The sequence below is a fragment of the Streptomyces sp. YPW6 genome, from assembly GCF_018866325.1.
GTDB lineage: Bacteria > Actinomycetota > Actinomycetes > Streptomycetales > Streptomycetaceae > Streptomyces.
On sequence record NZ_CP076457.1, the window covers coordinates 2,130,418 to 2,146,899 of the forward strand.

Here is a 16,482-nt window from a genome sequence, read left to right on the forward strand (position 1 = left end):
CACCATGGAACGCTTCGTCGATGCCGGCCCCACGTGCGCCTCTGGGCCGAGAAGCGCGGCGCTCCGGACGCGCCCGCCCAGCTCCTGGTCATGGACGCGTCCGGGCTCGGCCGGCCCGACGAGCTGGTCGAGCTGCTGGCCGCAGGGCACCAGGTGATCCGCTACGACCATCAGGACACCGGCCGCTCCACCGCCTCCTTCGACGAACATCTCTATCCGCTCGCCGCGTTGGCCGAGGACGCCGTCGCCGTGCTGGACGCGTTCGGTGTGGAGCGCACGCATGTGGTGGGGATGTCGATGGGCGGAATGCTCACGCAGTTGCTCATCGCCGACCATCCCGGCCGGCTGCTCAGCGCCACCGTCATCGGGACGAACGCGCTCAGCTCCACGCCGTAGGTCGCGCCGGACGGCCGCCGCCTCTCACCCCAGGAGCTGCCCGGCGTCTCCCCGGAGCTGACGGCGCACCGCTCCCCCCGTTTCTGCGAAGGGGAGTTGACGCCGTGCCGGCTCCGCCGGGCCAAGGAGCTCGGTGCGGACGCCGTGGCGCGTCCGCCGCGCCAGGGAGCCCCGCGGAGACGCCGTGCCGCACCGCCCTCGTCATACCTGAGAGCCACCCCGCAGGTGCACTCCTCAGCGGGACGCCGGCTACCGTCCACCGCCCATAACTTCTGTACCGGAAGCACGCATCGCCCCTGGTACGGAAGGATCTGACCCCATGGCGGACCGCCCGCGCAGACCCCGCCTGCGCCGCACCCTGCTCGCCGCCCTGATCACCTGCGCGGTGGCCGTGCCGGTGTCCGGAGCGGCCCGGCCCGAGACCGTGCCCGCCCCCGCGCCGGCCGTGCTCGGGCCGCTGCGCGACGCGAGCCCGGCCTCGCTGGAGGAGCGGTACGCGGTCAGCCGGAGCGACATCCGGGCGGCCGGACGGGCGGCGGAGGCGCACGGGGACCTGAAGCGGGCGGACTCGCTGCGGGCGATGGCCGGGCCGGGGCGTCGGTTCCTGTCCTTCGACGGGCGGGACGGCGGCCGGAGTGCGGAGGTCGTGGGCGACCTGTCCTCGGCCCGGCGGATCGCGGTCCTGGTGCCGGGAGCCGGTGTCGGCCTGGACGCGTACGGGCGGCTCAGGCGTGACGCGGCCGCCCTGCGCGAGGAGTTGGGCGAGGGCGGTGCCGTCGTCGTCTGGCTGGGCTACCGCTCGCCCTCGGCCGTCAGCCCGGCCGCCCTGACGACCGGGCGCGCCGACGAGGCCGCTCCGGGGCTGCGCTCTCTGGTGGACGAGGTGCGCGCGGTGCGCCCCGCCGCCCGGATCGGTCTGCTCTGCCATTCGTACGGGTCCGTGATCTGCGCCCGGTCCGCCCCCGGCACGGCGGCCGACGCCCTCGTCCTGTACGGCAGCCCCGGAGTCGGAGCGAGGAGCGTGGCCGGACTGCGCACCGGTGCGCGGGTGTGGGCGGGCCGGGGCGGTGACGACTGGGTCGCCCGGGTGCCCCATGTCCGGGTGCGGGTGCCGTTCGTCGCCACGGTGGGGTTCGGGACCGACCCGGTGGCGGAGGAGTTCGGGGCCGAGGTGTTCGACGCGGGCGACGCCGGTCACAGCGACTATCTGCTGCCCGGTTCGCGTTCGCTGACGAACCTCGCCCGGATCGTGGCCGGTGCGGAACCGCTGGGGGGCTCCCGATGACCGGGCTCGTCGCGCGGATCGAGGCCGCCACCCCACCTGACCGCGACCGGGCCGTCGACGCCCTGCGGGCCCTGGCGATCCTGGGCGTGGTGGGCGGACACTGGCTGGTCACCGCGCTCGTGGCCGACAGCGGTACCGTGCGCGGGGCGAGCCCGCTGACCGCCATGCCGCACCTCGCCCCCGTTTCCTGGGTCTTCCAGACGCTCGCGGTGTTCTTCCTGGTGGGCGGGCTGGTGGCGGAGGGAAGTTGGGCCTCGGCGCGGCAGCGGGGTGTGCCGTACGGGCGATGGGTGGGCGGCCGGCTGGCGCGGCTGTTCCGGCCGGTGGCGGCGGTGCTGGTGGTGTGGACACTCGCTGCGGCGGCGATGCTGGCGGCCGGAGTGGGCGCGTCGACCGTGCGGGCGCTGGGCAAGCTGGTCTGGTCCCCGCTGTGGTTCCTGCTGGTCTTCGCCGTCCTGACCGCGCTGACTCCGCTGGTGGCAGGGCTGCATCCGCTGTGGCCGCTCGTGGTGGTGCTGCACGTCGACCTCGTCCGCCTGGGTCTTGGCGGTCCGCGCGAGCTGGGGTGGGTCAACGTGGTCGCGGGGTGGCTGGTGCCCTACTGCCTGGGGGCGCTGGTGGCCCGGGGCGGGCTGCGCGGCAGGAGGAGCCGCTGGGCGTTGCTGCTCGGCGGGGCGACTGCGGCCGTCGCCCTCGTGCTGTGGGGTGGCTATCCGGCCTCGATGGTGGGCGTTCCGGGCGGCCGGATGTCCAATCTGGACCCGCCGGGCCTGGCAGCCGTCGCCTTCGGCCTGGCGCAGTGCGGGGCGGCGCTGCTGCTGCTCGGGCCGCTGCGCCGGGTGCTGTGCAGGGCTGCCGCGTGGGCGGCGGTGGCGGTGGTGAATCTGGCGGCGATGACGGTGTTCCTCTGGCATCAGACCGCGATGATCGTGGTGACGACGAGCGCGCTGCTGCTCACGGACGGCCCGCTGCCGGGGCTGCACACCGTGCCCGACAGCGCCAGCTGGGTGGTGGCCCGGCTGCTCTGGCTGCCGGTGTTCGCCCTGGCGCTGCTGGGGTGCTGGGCGGCGGTGCGGGGTTACGAGCAGGGTGGACGGCGTACGGTCGGGGGCTCCCTCGTCGTGCGGGAGGCCGCCCCGGAGCGGAGAGGGTGTGCGCGTCGTGCCTAGGCTGTGGGCTGGTCGAGCCGAGGGGGCGGTGGGGGCCGTGACGTCATCGAGAGCGGTACGCCTGCGGGCGGCGGTGCGCCGTGCCCCGCGTGCGCTGTACGAGGACCTGTGGGCGGCGCCCGCCGACCGGGTGCCGGGCATCGGTGAGCCGGGCGCGCCGGTGTGGCGGCCGGTGTTCCTGGTGGCGCTGGTGTTCGCCGCGATCGGCGCCGCGGTGATCCGTACGCTCGAACTCACCCCGTACGGGGCCGCGGTCAGCGGCCTGGCGGTGCTGGTGTCCGTCGCCCAGGCCGCGGCGCTGGTGGCCGGGATGATCCGGCCGGTGGGGGCGTGGTGGGCGACGACCGCGCTGACGGTGGTGGCGATGCTGGTCATCGTGGCAGGCGCCCCGTCGGAACTCCCCTACCCGCTGGTCAGCATCGTCCCCCTGAGCCCCCAGGTCCTGTACCCGGTGCCCGTCGCGGGGGCGGTGTTGCAGGGCGGTGCCCTGTTCCTGCTGGCGCTGCGCGTGCGGCCGCGCCGGGCGGTGGCCGCGCTGGTGCTCTCGATGGCGCTGACGCTGTTCCTGGACCGGCCTACGCCGTCGCTGCCTCATGTGGGCGTCGCCGCTTCGGTGCTCGTGTTCGCCACCGCTATCGTGCTCGGCAGTGCCCTGCGCAGCCTCCGCCTCGCCCGTAAGGACCTTGTGGTCCAGGCCGAGTTGACCACCGAGGAGCGGGCCCGGCGCACTCTGCTGGAGGAGCGCAACCGGATAGCGCGCGAACTGCACGACGTCGTCGCCCACCACATGTCGGTGATCTCCATCCAGGCCCAGGTCGCCCCACACCTGGTGGAGCACCCCACGGACGAGCTGCGGCAGAATCTGGCCGGCATCCGCGAGAACGCTCTCGAAGCCCTCGCCGAGCTGCGCCGGGTGCTGGGCGTCCTGCGTTCGGAGGACGCCCCCGCACGGGGCGACGACACCCGGCACGCGCCGCAGCCCGGCATCGACGCGCTCGACGGGCTGGTGGCCACCGTGCGCTCGACCGGTCTGGCAGTCGCCCTCCGGACCACCGGCGAACGCCGCCCCCTCCCGCCGGGCGTCGAGCTGTCCGCGTACCGCATCGTGCAGGAGTCCCTGAGCAACGTGATGCGCCACGCGCCCGGGGCGAGCGCCGAGGTCGTGATCGGCCACCGGTCCACCGGGCTGACCGTCCAGGTCGTCAACTCCCCGCCGGACCGACCGGTCGCCCCCACTCCCGTGCCCGGCGTACGCCACGGGCTGCTCGGGATGCGCGAGCGCGCGGCGATGCTCGGTGGTGAGCTGGCGACCGGACCGACTCCCGGCGGCGGCTGGGAAGTCACCGCGATCCTCCCCATCAGCACACGGACCACCCGGACGACCGAGGAAGCCCGATGACTCCACCCATCCGCGCCGTGATCGCCGACGACCAGATGATGGTCCGCCAGGGCTTCACGGTGCTGCTCAACGCCGAGCCGGACATCGAGGTCGTCGGCCAGGCCGTGCACGGGCTCGACGCGATCGACAAGGTCGCCGAACTCGCCCCGGACGTAGTCCTGATGGACATCCGGATGCCCGAGCTGGGCGGCATCGAGGCGACCCGGCGGATCACCTCCCGCGGAGGCTCGACGGTGAAGGTGCTCGTCCTGACCACGTTCGATCTCGACGAGTACGTCTACGAGGCGTTGCGCGCGGGCGCCTCCGGATTTCTGCTCAAGGACGCCTCCGCCGATGAACTCGCCCGCGCCGTCCGGGTGGTGGCGGCGGGCGACGCGCTGCTCTCCCCGAACATCACCAAGCGGCTGATCGTGGAGTTCTCCCGGACGGCCGGGGCGCCGCGCGCGCCGCTCAAGGAGCGGGTCGGAGACCTGACCGAGCGTGAGACGGAGGTGCTGACGCTGATCGCGGGCGGTCTGTCGAACGCCGAGATCGCCCGGCAGCTGATCGTGGCCGAGCAGACGGTGAAGACCCATGTGGGCCGCATTCTGGTCAAGCTGGGCCTCCGGGACCGGACCCAGGCGGCGGTGTTCGCGTACGAGTCGGGGCTGGTGCGCCCGGCGGGCCTCTGACCACCCGGGCCGGGCGCGGGGCCCGTTTCGTAGGATCGGCTCCGTGACAACGGGGAACGGGGCGGCGACGGTGAGCGGTGGCGCGGTGGCGCCCACGGAGATCGAGCACGCGCTGTCTGCCGCCGCCGGGGCCGGGAGCGCCGAGGCCGTGGTGGACCTGCTCGCGCGGACCCGGCTGTACGTGCTCGTCGCCCGGCTGCACGCGGACATCCCCGGCTGGACGGCCCCGCTGCCCACCGTCCGCGACGAGGCCACCCGGCGGACCTGTGTGCCGGTCCTGACCCAGGGAATGCTGCCGCACTGGCACCCCGAGTGGGTTTTCCGCGAGGTGGGCCTCGGCGAGCTGGCCCGGGCCTGGCCGTACGACGTGCGCCGCCTCGCGGTGAACCACGGCACCCCGTACGCGGCGATGGTCGACGCCCGGCCCGGACGCCTCAAGGCCTGGCTGAAGGCCGCCGAACGCTCCGGCGGGCCCGAGCGGGGGACGCTGCTCACCGACAGCGGCGGGCCCCTGCACGGCCCGCTCGCCCACGGGCTGGCGCTCGGCGCCCACCTGGCCGTCACCAACGGCCTCATCTGGAACCGGCTCGGCGCCGCCTATCAGGACTATGCGACCGACCGGGCCCGGCTGCGCAGCCCCTGGGGCATCCAGCACCGCGCCGAGTACCGCGACCGCCTCGCGTCGCTGATGAGGAACCAGCTGGTCGGGCGCGTCCAGGAAACCGTCCTGCGCACCCGGCACACCCTGGCCGCCCGCACAGGGCGGACACCGACGCACCAGGAGTGGGCCGAGGCGGTGGACCGGGCGTTCACCGGGCGGGACGCCGAAGACCGGGCGCTGGCGGGACGGTCCTCGCACTGGATCACCCTGTACGAGGACAGGCTCCGGGCCGACGGCGCGCTCGCACCGGACGGCCGCGTCGACACCCTGGCCGCCTTCGACCTGGGCCGCGCGGTCAACGTCGTACGGCTCGCGCTCGGCGCCCGCTACACCGATCCGTACGAGGCCGAGCAGGACGTCCTGCGCCTCGGCGAACTCGCCCGGAGCGCCTACCGATCCTGGCCGGACTTCTCCCTCGGCTACCTCATGGCCCGGCTGGTCCACCGCGCGGAGGACGACGGCCCGGAGGCCGCGGAGTCCACGTACCGGCAGTCGCTCGCCGAGCACCGCACCCTGACCCAGGCCCCCGCAAGCCCCTACCCGAACCTCCCCTGGTCATGAACCCCATGAACCCGACTCCGACTCCGACCCCGCACCCTCACCCGCACGCCGCTCCCCCGGCCCCCGGCGGCCCCGCCTCCGCGCCCTGGGCCCCCGCCCCCTGGGTCCCGCCGTCGGAGACCGAGCAGTTCCTCCACGAGGCCGCCCTGCGCGGCGACGTACGGGGTCAACTGGCCGCGCTCGCCGGGACCGAGCTGTACATCCCGGCCCCGCGCGCCGAGGTGGACGCCGACCCGGACACCGTGATCTGGCGGCGGCACGTCGACCCGGCCGGTTTCGTCTGCCGGCCTCTCCTCACCCGGGGCATGCTGCCCGCATGGCATCCGGACTGGGTCTTCCGCGGGGTCACGCTGCGGTGGGTCGCCGAGTTCGGCTGGACCGATCCGCAGGTGTGGCTGGGCGTGAACGTGGGAACGCCCGGTCAGCTGCTGCTGCCCGCCGCCCCGCCCGACCTGGCCCTGTGGCAGCGCGCGTACGCGGAGAACGACCGGGGGTCCGCCAACCGCCTCGTGGCGCTGCGGCACGGTGCGCTGCACGGCCCACTGGCGTACGGGCTGGCGTGCGGGGCGCATCTGGCGATCAGGAACGCCCTGCCGTGGAACGAGATCGGCACCGTCTGCCGCGAGTACGTCGACGAGCGCGAGCAGCTCCGCGACTCCTGGGGCATCACCGGCCACGAGGAGTGGCGCCGGCAGCTGGACTTCCTCCTGGACGCGACCAACAGCCCGCCGGAACCGGACTTCGCGCTGCGCGTCCGCGAGCAGTTGGCGGCGGCGATGGACGAGCTGCCCTCCGCCGATCTGTGGCGGGAGACCGCCGCCGGGCACGCCCAGGACCTCGGGGCCGGCGCGGGCAGGGTCAAGGGCATCGAGGACCTGGTGCGCCGGATCGTGCGTTACGAGGCCCGGTTCCGCGCGGACGGGCTGCTGCCGGCGGACGGCCGGGTGCGCACGACGGTGGCGTACGACTACGGGCGGGCGGTGAACCTGGCGCGCTGGGGGCTGTCGGCGCGGTTCTGCGGCCCGGCCGACGCGGAGGCGGCCGTCGTGTACGCCGGGGCGCTGAGCAAGTCGGCGTACCGCTCCTGGGAGGAGTTCTCCGCGGGGTACGCGCTGGGGCGGGTGCTGCGGTTCGACGAGGAGGAGTACGGGCCGTTCTACGACCAGAACCTCCTCGCCCACCGTCTGCTGACGGAGAGCGAGGGAAGTCCGTGGAAGCACATCCCGTGGCGGTGAGCCGGGGCAGGGACCGCCGGCCGGACGATGGCGGTGGGGATGGCGATGAGCCCGGGTGGAGCCCGCCGGTCAGCAGTGCCGTGACGGTGAGGCAGGCCGGGCCCGCCGGTCAGCCGCCGGGAAGCAGGTGGCGGTAGCTGTCCGGGTTCCCCACCAGGAACTGGGCGAAGGTCTGCGCCGGACGTCCGGTGAGGGTGGGCACCGCGTCGGAGACGGCTGCCAGCTCCCCGTTGGCGATGGCCTCGTAGGAGGTGACCCAGCCGGCCACCTCCCAGTCCTCGGCCCCGTAGCCGGCCCGGGAGGCGTAGGCCTCCTCCCGGGTCTCGGGGACGTAGACGACGGGCCGCCCGGTGACCCGGCTCAGCTCGTCGGCCGCCTCGGCGAGGGTGAACGCCTCGGGCCCGGTGAGGTCGTGGACCCGGTCGTCGTGGTCGGTCCCCTCGTCCAGCAGTACGGCCGCCGCCGCGTCGGCGATGTCCTCGTGCGAGACGGCCGCCACCCGTCCGTCGCCGCCGGGGCCGCGCAGGACGCCGTCGGTGCCGGTCATCGCGGGCAGCCCCGCGAGGTACCAGTTGTCCCGCAGGAAGGTGTGGCGGATCCCAGCCGTGCGGATGTGGGCCTCGGTGTCCCAGTGGTCGCGGGCGAAGGTGAACGTGGCGTCGGGCGCGGCCCCCTGGAAGGAGACGTACACGATCCGCTCCACCCCCACCGCCACGGCGGCGTCGATCGCGGTGGTGTGCTCGCGGACCCGGTGGGGGCTTTCGTGCGCGGAGACCAGGAAGAGGGTGTGGGCTCCGTCGAGGGCCCGGCGCATCGCCTCCCCGTCACCGTAGGGTGCGGCGGGCGCGTGGTCGGCGCCGGGCACGTCGGGCAGCCGGGCGGGGTCGCGGCCGAGGAGCCGTACGGGGACGCCGGTGCGGGCCAGCCGTCGGGCCACCCGGCCGCCGACCGCTCCGCTCGCTCCGGTCACCGCGGTGAGGGGGCCGATCACTGGGGTTCGTCTTCCTCTCGTCGGTCGTCGTACCAGTCGTCGAAGGGGCGCACCTCGACGACCGCGCTCACGGGGAGCGGTCCGTACAGGTGCGGGAACTCCTCGCCGCCGGGCTTCATCGCCTCGAACCGGACGGGACCGGGGAGGCGCGCGGGGTCGACGACCAGGACCACGAGTCCCTGGCCGGCGACCCCGTCACCGTTCCCGTCCCCGTACAGCGTCCGGGCCACACCGGGGAGTTGGCGGGGCAGGGAGAGGTGGATGAAGCCCTCCTCCTGAAGGGTGCGGCCGCGGGTGGACATCTCGTACGTCCCTGTCCCCCGGGCCGCCTCCCACAGAGGTGCTTCGGCGAGGTGCAGCAGCGGTTCGGTCATCGAACCACGCTATCGGGCGCCGCCCGGTGCCGGTCAGTAGGTGCGGCGACGAGCCCTGCGCGTGGCCACCAGGACCGTACCGCCTGCGGCCACCAGCGCTGCCGCGATGGACCCGATGATCCATTCGCCGCCCCGGGAGCCGGTGTCGGGCAGCTCACCCGGGTGGCTCGGCGAGTGCGTGGGGCGCGGCGAGTGGTGGCTGGGAGTCGGCGTCGGCTCGGTGGGGGTCGCGGTCGGTTCCGTGGGGGACGGGGTGGGGTCGGTGGGGGTGGGCGTGGGGTCGGTCGGGGTGGGCGTGGGGTCCGTCGGGGTCGGCGTCGGGTCCGTCGGGGTCGGCGTCGGATCCGTCGGCGTAGGCGTCGGATCCGTCGGCGTAGGCGTCGGATCCGTCGGCGTAGGCGTCGGATCCGTCGGCGTAGGCGTCGGATCCGTCGGCGTAGGCGTCGGATCCGTCGGCGTAGGCGTCGGATCCGTCGGCGTAGGCGTCGGATCCGTCGGGGTCGGTGTGGGGTTCGTCGGCGTGGGCGTGGGGTCCGTCGGGGTCGGCGTCGGGTCGGGGGTGCACGACGGCAGGTCCCCGTCGAAGGGGTACGCGTGGATCTCCTGGCCGCCCGACTGGCCCTGCGAGGTGTGAGTGAGCGAGCCGGCCGTGTAGAAGCGGCCGTTGGTGCCGCTCATGCTCAGCACGGTGGAGCTGGTCGGCTGGCCGACCAGGATGCTGCCCTCGAACTGGGCCGGACCGCTCAACGACAGAGCGGTCGCGTCCGGGAAGTTCCACAGCAGGTTCTCGCGGAGCCCCTCGTTGGGGAACGAGCCCATGAACGTGGCGACGCTGCGGGTGCTGCCGTACACGTTGACCAGGACGGTCGCCCCCTCGGGGATCCCGTTGAAGACGAACCCCGTGTTGCCGCCCGTCTCCGACTCCAGGTCCGCGTCCACGTCGAAGATCTGGATCGCGGACGTGCCGTCGCCGGTGAACGTCATGACGTCGCCGACCTGCTGCCACGTACCCGTAGCCGCCCGGTGCTCGTCGCCGTCGTAGGCGTAGCACCGGCTGGCCTCGGTGAGCTGCGGGCGCAGCTCGGTGTACGGGGCGGCCGCGTCCTCGTCGAAGCGCGGGGCGGTGGTGGGGTTCACCGTGCCCGTGAGGTCCCCCGCGTACGCGACGCGGCCGGAGTGCTCGGCCTCCTCGGCGAGGAGGCGCTGGCCGTCGGCGATGGTGACGTCCCCGCCCGTCGTCAGATAGTCGGAGCCGTCCGGCGGCGGCACCCGCGAACCGACGCCCGCGATGCCGACGTTGTAGATCTGCGAGACCCCCTCCCGCTTGTTCATGTCGAACTCACCGAGGGTGACGACCTTGCCCTCCGCCTCCGCCGCCGCCTCGCGGACCAGGAAGTCCCCGCCGACGAAGACGTTGATGTTGCTGTCGAAGCCGACGACCGGACCGTTGTTGGGGTCGTTCCAGCTGGGCGGGCAGGAGCTGCCGAGGCAGGGTCCCAGTCCGCCCGGCAGCGGATCGGCACCCGCGGCCGGGGCCAGCACGCCCACCATCGCCGCGGCCGTGGCCACTGTCACTGCTGCCCGGATTGCGTTGCCGCGCCTGCGCGCCTTCTGTTCCATGCCGCGCAATATGCATGGTCATCGCATTGTCGTTTTGTATGACACGCCGCCCTTGCTCCGTTCCGTGCACATATGGGCGGTTTAAACGGGCGACACGCACACCGGAGCGGCACCGGAGCCGCGCGGGATGAGGGAGTGCGGGATCAGGGGGTGCGGGCCAGCGGGGAGCGGTGGCGCAGCAGCCACTCGTGGTAGCCGCTCGCCCGTCGCGCCGCGTCCCGGTAGGCGTCCTCCAACTGCGCGTACACCACCTCGATGTCCGTGCCGGGCCGCGAGACCAGCAGGAGGCGTACCGCCAGCGGGTCCCCCAGCAGGGGGCGGATCACCATGTCGTCGCGCGGGCCCGACGTCGGCTGGCAGGGGGCGACGGCCTCGCCGAGCACGACGAGGGACGCGGCGGTGAGGTAGTCGCCGTGCAGGACCGGCGGGTTCAGTCCGGCGGCGCCGAGCACCCGGCGCACCCCGTCCCACTCGCCGTCCACCGTGGGATCGACCATCCACGGGTCGCCCGCGAGGTCCCCGAGCTCCACCACCCGGCGGTGGGCGGCCGGGTGGTCGCGGGAGAGGGAGATGAACTGCGGTTCCCGGTCCACGAGCACGCGCTGCTCCAGGCCCTCCGGCAGCGTCAGCGGAGAGCCCTCCACCTCGTGCACGAAGGCGACGTCCAGGCGGCCCGCCGCAACCGAGCGCAGCAGCGCGTGGGCGGAGACGTCGACCCGCAGGGAGATGTCCGTACCGGGCAGGGCGCCCCGCAGCCGGCGCAGCCAGCCGCCGATGACGCGGCTCGCGGTCGAGCCGATGCGCAGCCGGGAGCCGCGCGGCCGGGCGGCCTCCGCCTCCGCCAGCGCCTCGGCGACCAGTCCGTTCATGCCGTCGACGAGGGGGCGGGCCCGGCTCAGGACGACCCGGCCCAGGGAGGTCGGCCGGCAGCCGGTCCGCTCGCGGAGGAACAGTTCGGCGCCGAGCACGTTCTCGATCCGCCGCAGCTGGGTGGTCAGGGAGGGCTGGCTCACCCCGAGGCGACGGGCCGCCTGGTGCAGACTGCCCGCGTCGGCGATGGCGCACAGCGCCCTGAGGTGTCTCACCTCCAGCTCCATGCAGCGGAGACTATGACCGCCGCCGGTCGCACGCCAGACGCCGCAACCCCAACAAACGGCCTTATTTCACCGGGTGTTGGCCAACAGGACGGGCTCCCGCACGGATTCGGTCACCGGGGATAGGGCGGGCCTATCCCCGTTTGACATCATCCGCGACGGCCGTCCGCTCCACCACACTCTCCCCGTACCGCCCCCCACGCCGGGCCCGCACCCAGGGCACCCCCACGGCGTGGGTTCATCGGATCCGTAGGAGACCCCCCATGAGACACCTCAGGACCGTTCTCGCCTCCGCAGTCGCCGGTCTCGGCCTCGTGGCGACGCTGGGCGCCGCACCCGCCGTGACCGCCGCTCCGGCCCCCGCCACGCCCACGACGTCCACCGCCACGACGTCCACCGCCACGACCATCGCCGCCTACACCGGGTCGAGCGAGAACGCCGCGGCCAACAAGGCGTTCTACGACGCGGTCATGAAGTCGGTCGCGAAGAAGCGGGCGGCCAACCCGGAAGCGCTGGCGGTCACCGTCACCTACAACGCGTCCAGCGCTCCGAGCTTCCGCACGCAGATAGCCCGCAGCACCCAGATCTGGAACAGCTCGGTCTCCAACGTCCGCCTCCAGGAGGGCTCCAACGCGGACTTCCGGTACTACGAGGGCAACGACTCCCGAGGCTCCTACGCGAGCACCGACGGGCACGGCCGCGGCTACATCTTCCTGGACTACCGGCAGAACCAGCAGTACAACTCGACCCGCGTCACCACCCACGAGACCGGGCACGTCCTCGGCCTCCCCGACACGTACTCCGGCCCGTGCAGCCAGCTGATGTCGGGCGGCGGCCCCGGCCCGTCCTGCACCAACGCGCAGCCGGACTACAACGAGCGCGCCCGGGTCGACCAGCTGTGGCGCTACGGGTTCGCCGCCGCGACCTCCTGACCCGTACGCGGCACCGCTCCGCACCCCGTTCCGCACCACCGTGCGGCTCCCCACGAGGGAGCAGGAGGCCGGTCCCGTGTCCCGGGGCCGGCCCGCCCCCCGCCGCGTTACACAGAGGGCCGCTCCGTCCCGCGGAGCGGCCCTCCGCGCTGTCCCGCGGCTGGTTCGGGCGGCGGGTTCAGGCGTTGAGTTCGCTACGGACGAGGGTCAGCAGCTCGTCCTCGGTCATGCCCAGGTCCCGGGCGTCCGCGACCGCTTCGCGCACTCTCTCCAGGAGCCGGGCGCGCTGCGGCGAGGCGCCCGCGGTGATCGCCGCGCCCCGCCCGCGGCGCAGCTCGATGAGTCCTTCCTCCCGCAGCCGCTGGTATCCGCGCAGCACGGTGTGGACGTTCACGCCGAGGGATTCGGCGAGCGCACGGGCGGCGGGCAGCCGTTCGCCCGGGGCCACCGCACCGTCGGCGACCGCACGCCGGACCGAGGCGGCGATCTGGTCCCCGAGCGGCACGGTGGAGGTGGGATCGACCCGGAAGAGCATGGTCAGCGCCCCGCCCGCTGCCGGTCGAGCAGCGTGTTGAGCAGGGCCGCGCCGGTGACCGAGTCCCCGACGGTGACGGCGAACTCGCGGCCGCTCGTCAGGCTGACGACGATGGCCTCGCCCGAACGGGTGATGACGCCACTGCGTTCGGGGCGGATGCGGTAGCCCCAGCCGCCGTACTCCGCGAGGGCGTTGACCGGTCGGCTGTCCGCGGCCTCCATCCGCTCCAGCGGCACCCGCACCCGGGGCCGGGGCAGCAGGCCGGAGACGGTGAGTCCGCGCCGGTCGACGGTGACGTGGGGGCGGCAGAAGGTTCCGGTCACCAGGGCGAGCAGCATCAGCGGCGCCCCGATCAACCAGCTCTGCTCCCGCCCGACGGCGGCACCGGCCGCCAGCAGCGCCACGGCGGCGACGGGGGCCCACCAGGCGCCGATGCCGCGCCCCCAGGTGGCCACCTCGCCGTCGGCCAGCACGATCCTCTTCCGGGCCGCCGGGTCCGGGCCGCGCGGGTCCTCGGGCACGGGCGCCAGCCGCGACAGCAGCAGACCGAGGGCTCCGGCAAGTGCGGCCGCGCCGAGGGCCGCCGCGATGTGCCGGAGCGGGAACCCCTCGGGCGAACCGCCGTCGGGGACGTCCACGTTGACGAGCAGGACGGCGATCAGCAGATAGCCGAGGAATGCGGCCACGGCGAAGCCTCCCCCGATCAGCCACCGGTGGGCGCGGCCGTGGAGCCTGCCCTTGACCGCGATGAAGGCCCACAGCCCGCCGAGCACCAGCAACGAGGACAGCGCGCAGAGCAGGTAGGCGGTGGAGCCGAGGTGTCCGTCGGGGGACCCGCCGGCGTCGAAGTGGACGGCCGGCCGGTCGGGCAGCCGGTCCGCGACGGCGGCGTAGAGCGTGAGGTCGACGAGGAGCGCGAGGACAAAGGGCAGGGCGGCGAGAGTGACGCGGCCAAGGTTCTTGCTTGCCATGGAAAACCTCCGTTGTTCGCATGCTAGTAGAACAATGGGGCGGAGACAACGGAAGAACGGGAGAGGCGGCGGACTCCAGCGGGCGGCGAGGGACGACGGGGGGACGCACGGCCGCCCCGTACCGGGACGCGGTACGGGGCGGAGGCGGGCGGTTCGCCGGTAGCGGCAGGACACGGGCGACGGCAGGGCACCGGCGACGGCAACGGCGCACACGACGGCTGCGGTGGCAGCGGAAGCGGCGACGGAGGCGGAGTACCGGCGACGGGACTCTTCCGGGTCAGGCCGCTCCGGGCCAGGCGACAGGGGCCTGGAGGCTGACGTCGTCCGGCAGGATCCGCTGGACGGCGGCCAGGGCCGCGGCGAAGTCGCGCTCGGCGCGGGCCGATTCGTACACCGCTCCGTCCAGATGGAGAGCGAGGTGGAGATCCGGGTCGGCCCGGCGCAGGGAGAGCAGGCACGTGAGGGTCGCGTGGCGGGGTGCTCCCGCGACGAGGACGGGCAGCGGCCGGTCCCACTCCAGCACGCAGTCGGTGAGCGCGCCGTCCCGGAGACCGAACGTCCCGTCCTGCGGCGGTACGCCCGCGACGGGCCGCAGGCCGTCGAAGCTCTCGCCCTCGAAGTCGGCCCCTCTGATCCGGATCCGGATCCGCTGTCCGTCCGCGGTGAGGACGGCGGCGTCGGAACCCTTGGTGTCCCGGTACCAGCCGGTCCACGACTCATGTGTCATGGGGAGGGACTGTAGCCCCTGTTCCGGGCGGCTTCCGCACCGCCCTCACCTCGCCTTCGCGCCGTCTTCCGCCGGGCGTCAACCCATGCGGGGCTCACGCCACATGGGGTACATCGGCGGCCCGTCCGGCAGTTCGAGCGCGCGTCCGAGGAGGCGGAATCCGAGCCGTTCGTACAGGGCCCGGCTCCGGGCGCTGCTCGCCTCCAGATAGGCCGGCAGCCCCTCCCGGTCGCAGCGCTCCAGCTCCGCCCCCACGAGCTCCGCCCCGATGCCCTCCCCCTGACGGCCGGGACGGACGCCGATCATCAGCAGGTAGGCGTGCGCACGGTCGTGCGGGTGCACCACCCCGGTGAGCCTGCCCACCAGTTCGCAGCGCTCGTTGTCCGGATCGGCGGTCTGCCGCATCAGGGCGGGCATGGGGTCCTCCCCCTCCGGGGCCCCGGCGGGCACCGGCAGCCACAGGGCGACCGCCGCCGCGTCCTCGGCGATGTCGATACGGCCCTCGGCGAGGGCGGCGTCGACGAAGACGCCGAGGAACCTCCCGTGCACCGCGCGCCGGTGCTCCTCGTCGGGGAACACCCAGCCGCTGACCGGGTCGTCGTGGAAGGCCTCCTCCATGACCGCGACGACGAGCTCCCGGTCATCCTGCTCCGCCTGCCGGATCCGTATCCCCATGCCGGGCCGCCACCTCTCCGCTGCCTTCCTTCAACCGACCTCCGGAATACTAGAGTTGACGGGGCGTTGACGGTGACCCGAGGTGGGTCAGCTGGTCCGTCGGGTGACGAATTCGGCCAGGGCCAGCAGGTCGCCGGCGGCGCTCGGATCGGGGACCGCCCGGGACAGGTGGTGGACCGCTCGGGCCATCCGGTCGGCCGCACTGGCCTGCGCCCAGTCCCGCCCCCCGGCCCGGTCCACCGCGTCGGCCGCCCTGCTCACCTCGGCGGCGGTGTTCATGGGCCCCTGGTAGAGCGCGGCCAGCTCCCCGGCGGCCGGGGTGCCCGAGGTCAGGGCGGCGACGACGGGCAGGGACTTCTTGTGGGCGGCCAGGTCGGCCCCGACGGGCTTGCCGGTGCGGTCGGGGTCGCCCCAGATGCCGATCAGGTCGTCGATGAGCTGGAACGAGAGCCCCGCCTCCCGCCCGAAGCCGTCCATCGCGCGGACCGCCCGGTCCTCCGCCCCGGCGTAGAGGGCGCCGAGCGCGCACGCGCAGCCGAGCAGGGCCCCCGTCTTGGCGGTCGCCATGGTGAGGCACTCGTCGAGGGTCACCTCGTCGGGGCCGCGCTCCTCGAAGGCGCAGTCCGCCTGCTGGCCCGCGCACAGCTCGACGACACAGGTGGAGAGCCGGGCGACGGCGGACGCGGCGGCCGGGTGCGCGTCCTCGGCCAGCAGCCGCTGGGCGAGGGCGAGCATGGCGTCGCCGGTAATGATGGCGTCCGGGATGCCGAAGACCGCCCAGGCGGTGGGCCGGTGCCTGCGGGTGGTGTCCTCGTCGATGACGTCGTCGTGGAGCAGGGTGAAGTTGTGGGCGAGTTCGACGGCGACGGCGGCCCGGACAGCCCGCTCCGGATCGCCGCCCAGCGCGCGGGCGGCGGCCAGCACGAGGGCCGGCCGGATGGCCTTTCCGGCCTGGCCGGCGGCCGGGGTTCCGTCGGCGTTCTGCCAGCCGAAGTGGTACATCGCGATCCGGCGTATGCCGCCGGGCAGCGACTCCACGGCGGCTCGCAGGTGCGGGTCGACGACGGCGCGGGTGCGCTCCAGGAGCGCCGCGGCCTCGTGCCCTTCCGTCGCTGCGTCCGTACTGGTCATGGTCACGGTCAACTCCCTGGGGCGAGGCGGTGGGTGCGGACCCGGGCGTCCGGGC

15 protein-coding genes and 2 pseudogenes are annotated in these 16,482 nt (G+C 74.1%); 8 read left to right on the forward strand and 9 right to left on the reverse strand.

All coding sequences use genetic code 11. The features are described from left to right. Nucleotides 1-4: 4 nt before the first annotated feature. The 7 genes and pseudogenes from KME66_RS09185 to KME66_RS09215 form a co-directional block, all read left to right on the forward strand. Nucleotides 5-456 (forward strand): annotated as a pseudogene (locus KME66_RS09185) (alpha/beta fold hydrolase); the annotation flags it as partial. Nucleotides 457-715: 259 nt separating this feature from the next. Further along, nucleotides 716-1,681, forward strand: a complete 966-nt coding sequence (locus KME66_RS09190) for an alpha/beta hydrolase (RefSeq protein WP_216320889.1) — start codon at nt 716-718, stop codon at nt 1,679-1,681. Then, nucleotides 1,678-2,850, forward strand: a complete 1,173-nt coding sequence (locus tag KME66_RS09195; RefSeq protein ID WP_216320892.1) for an acyltransferase — start codon at nt 1,678-1,680, stop codon at nt 2,848-2,850. Before KME66_RS09190 ends, KME66_RS09195 begins: the two co-directional genes overlap by 4 nt. Nucleotides 2,851-2,878: 28 nt before the next feature. Beyond that, nucleotides 2,879-4,249 (forward strand): sensor histidine kinase, encoded by a 1,371-nt coding sequence (locus KME66_RS09200; protein ID WP_216329172.1) that lies wholly within the window; start codon nt 2,879-2,881, stop codon nt 4,247-4,249. Then, nucleotides 4,246-4,920: a response regulator transcription factor gene (locus KME66_RS09205; protein ID WP_216320896.1), complete on the forward strand. Its 675-nt coding sequence runs from the start codon at nt 4,246-4,248 to the stop codon at nt 4,918-4,920. The genes KME66_RS09200 and KME66_RS09205 overlap by 4 nt, the downstream gene beginning before the upstream one ends. 43 nt (nt 4,921-4,963) lie before the next feature. Continuing rightward, nucleotides 4,964-6,142 carry a DUF1266 domain-containing protein gene (locus tag KME66_RS09210; RefSeq protein ID WP_216320899.1) on the forward strand — a complete coding sequence of 393 codons (1,179 nt, stop codon included), beginning with the start codon at nt 4,964-4,966 and terminating at the stop codon, nt 6,140-6,142. Then, a complete protein-coding gene (locus KME66_RS09215) occupies nt 6,139-7,377 on the forward strand; it encodes a DUF1266 domain-containing protein (RefSeq protein ID WP_253208270.1) in 1,239 nt (412 codons plus the stop codon). The genes KME66_RS09210 and KME66_RS09215 overlap by 4 nt, the downstream gene beginning before the upstream one ends. A 109-nt stretch (nt 7,378-7,486) precedes the next feature. Here KME66_RS09215 and KME66_RS09220 read toward each other — a convergent pair whose 3' ends face one another. From KME66_RS09220 to KME66_RS09235, 4 genes are all read right to left on the reverse strand, one after another. Then, nucleotides 7,487-8,368, reverse strand: coding sequence for an SDR family oxidoreductase (locus tag KME66_RS09220; RefSeq protein WP_216320903.1), 882 nt, complete (start codon nt 8,366-8,368; stop codon nt 7,487-7,489). Beyond that, nucleotides 8,365-8,742, reverse strand: coding sequence for a DUF952 domain-containing protein (locus KME66_RS09225; RefSeq protein ID WP_216320906.1), 378 nt, complete (start codon nt 8,740-8,742; stop codon nt 8,365-8,367). Before KME66_RS09225 ends, KME66_RS09220 begins: the two co-directional genes overlap by 4 nt. Before the next feature lie 33 nt (nt 8,743-8,775). Then, nucleotides 8,776-10,362 carry a choice-of-anchor A family protein gene (locus tag KME66_RS09230; RefSeq protein WP_253208271.1) on the reverse strand — a complete coding sequence of 529 codons (1,587 nt, stop codon included), beginning with the start codon at nt 10,360-10,362 and terminating at the stop codon, nt 8,776-8,778. A 143-nt stretch (nt 10,363-10,505) separates the two neighbouring features. Then, nucleotides 10,506-11,459, reverse strand: a complete 954-nt coding sequence (locus KME66_RS09235) for a LysR family transcriptional regulator (protein ID WP_216320907.1) — start codon at nt 11,457-11,459, stop codon at nt 10,506-10,508. 260 nt (nt 11,460-11,719) lie between these two features. On the opposite strand from KME66_RS09235, the gene snpA reads away from it, so the two are divergent. Then, entirely contained in the window at nt 11,720-12,388 is a 669-nt protein-coding gene (gene snpA, locus KME66_RS09240) for a snapalysin (RefSeq protein WP_216320910.1), read from the forward strand. 178 nt (nt 12,389-12,566) lie between these two features. Here snpA and KME66_RS09245 read toward each other — a convergent pair whose 3' ends face one another. The 5 genes and pseudogenes from KME66_RS09245 to KME66_RS09265 form a co-directional block, all read right to left on the reverse strand. Further along, nucleotides 12,567-12,923 (reverse strand): GntR family transcriptional regulator, encoded by a 357-nt coding sequence (locus tag KME66_RS09245; protein WP_216320913.1) that lies wholly within the window; start codon nt 12,921-12,923, stop codon nt 12,567-12,569. A 2-nt stretch (nt 12,924-12,925) separates the two neighbouring features. Next, a complete protein-coding gene (locus KME66_RS09250; RefSeq protein ID WP_216320916.1) occupies nt 12,926-13,894 on the reverse strand; it encodes a DUF1648 domain-containing protein in 969 nt (322 codons plus the stop codon). Between the two features lie 307 nt (nt 13,895-14,201). Next, nucleotides 14,202-14,621 (reverse strand): annotated as a pseudogene (locus KME66_RS09255) (DUF6304 family protein); the annotation flags it as partial. A 78-nt stretch (nt 14,622-14,699) separates the two neighbouring features. Next, complete coding sequence (locus tag KME66_RS09260; RefSeq protein WP_216320919.1) at nt 14,700-15,296, reverse strand: GNAT family N-acetyltransferase; 597 nt, start codon at nt 15,294-15,296, stop codon at nt 14,700-14,702. A gap of 87 nt (nt 15,297-15,383) precedes the next feature. Continuing rightward, entirely contained in the window at nt 15,384-16,427 is a 1,044-nt protein-coding gene (locus tag KME66_RS09265; RefSeq protein WP_073215562.1) for a family 2 encapsulin nanocompartment cargo protein polyprenyl transferase, read from the reverse strand. Between the last annotated feature and the right edge of the window lie 55 nt (nt 16,428-16,482).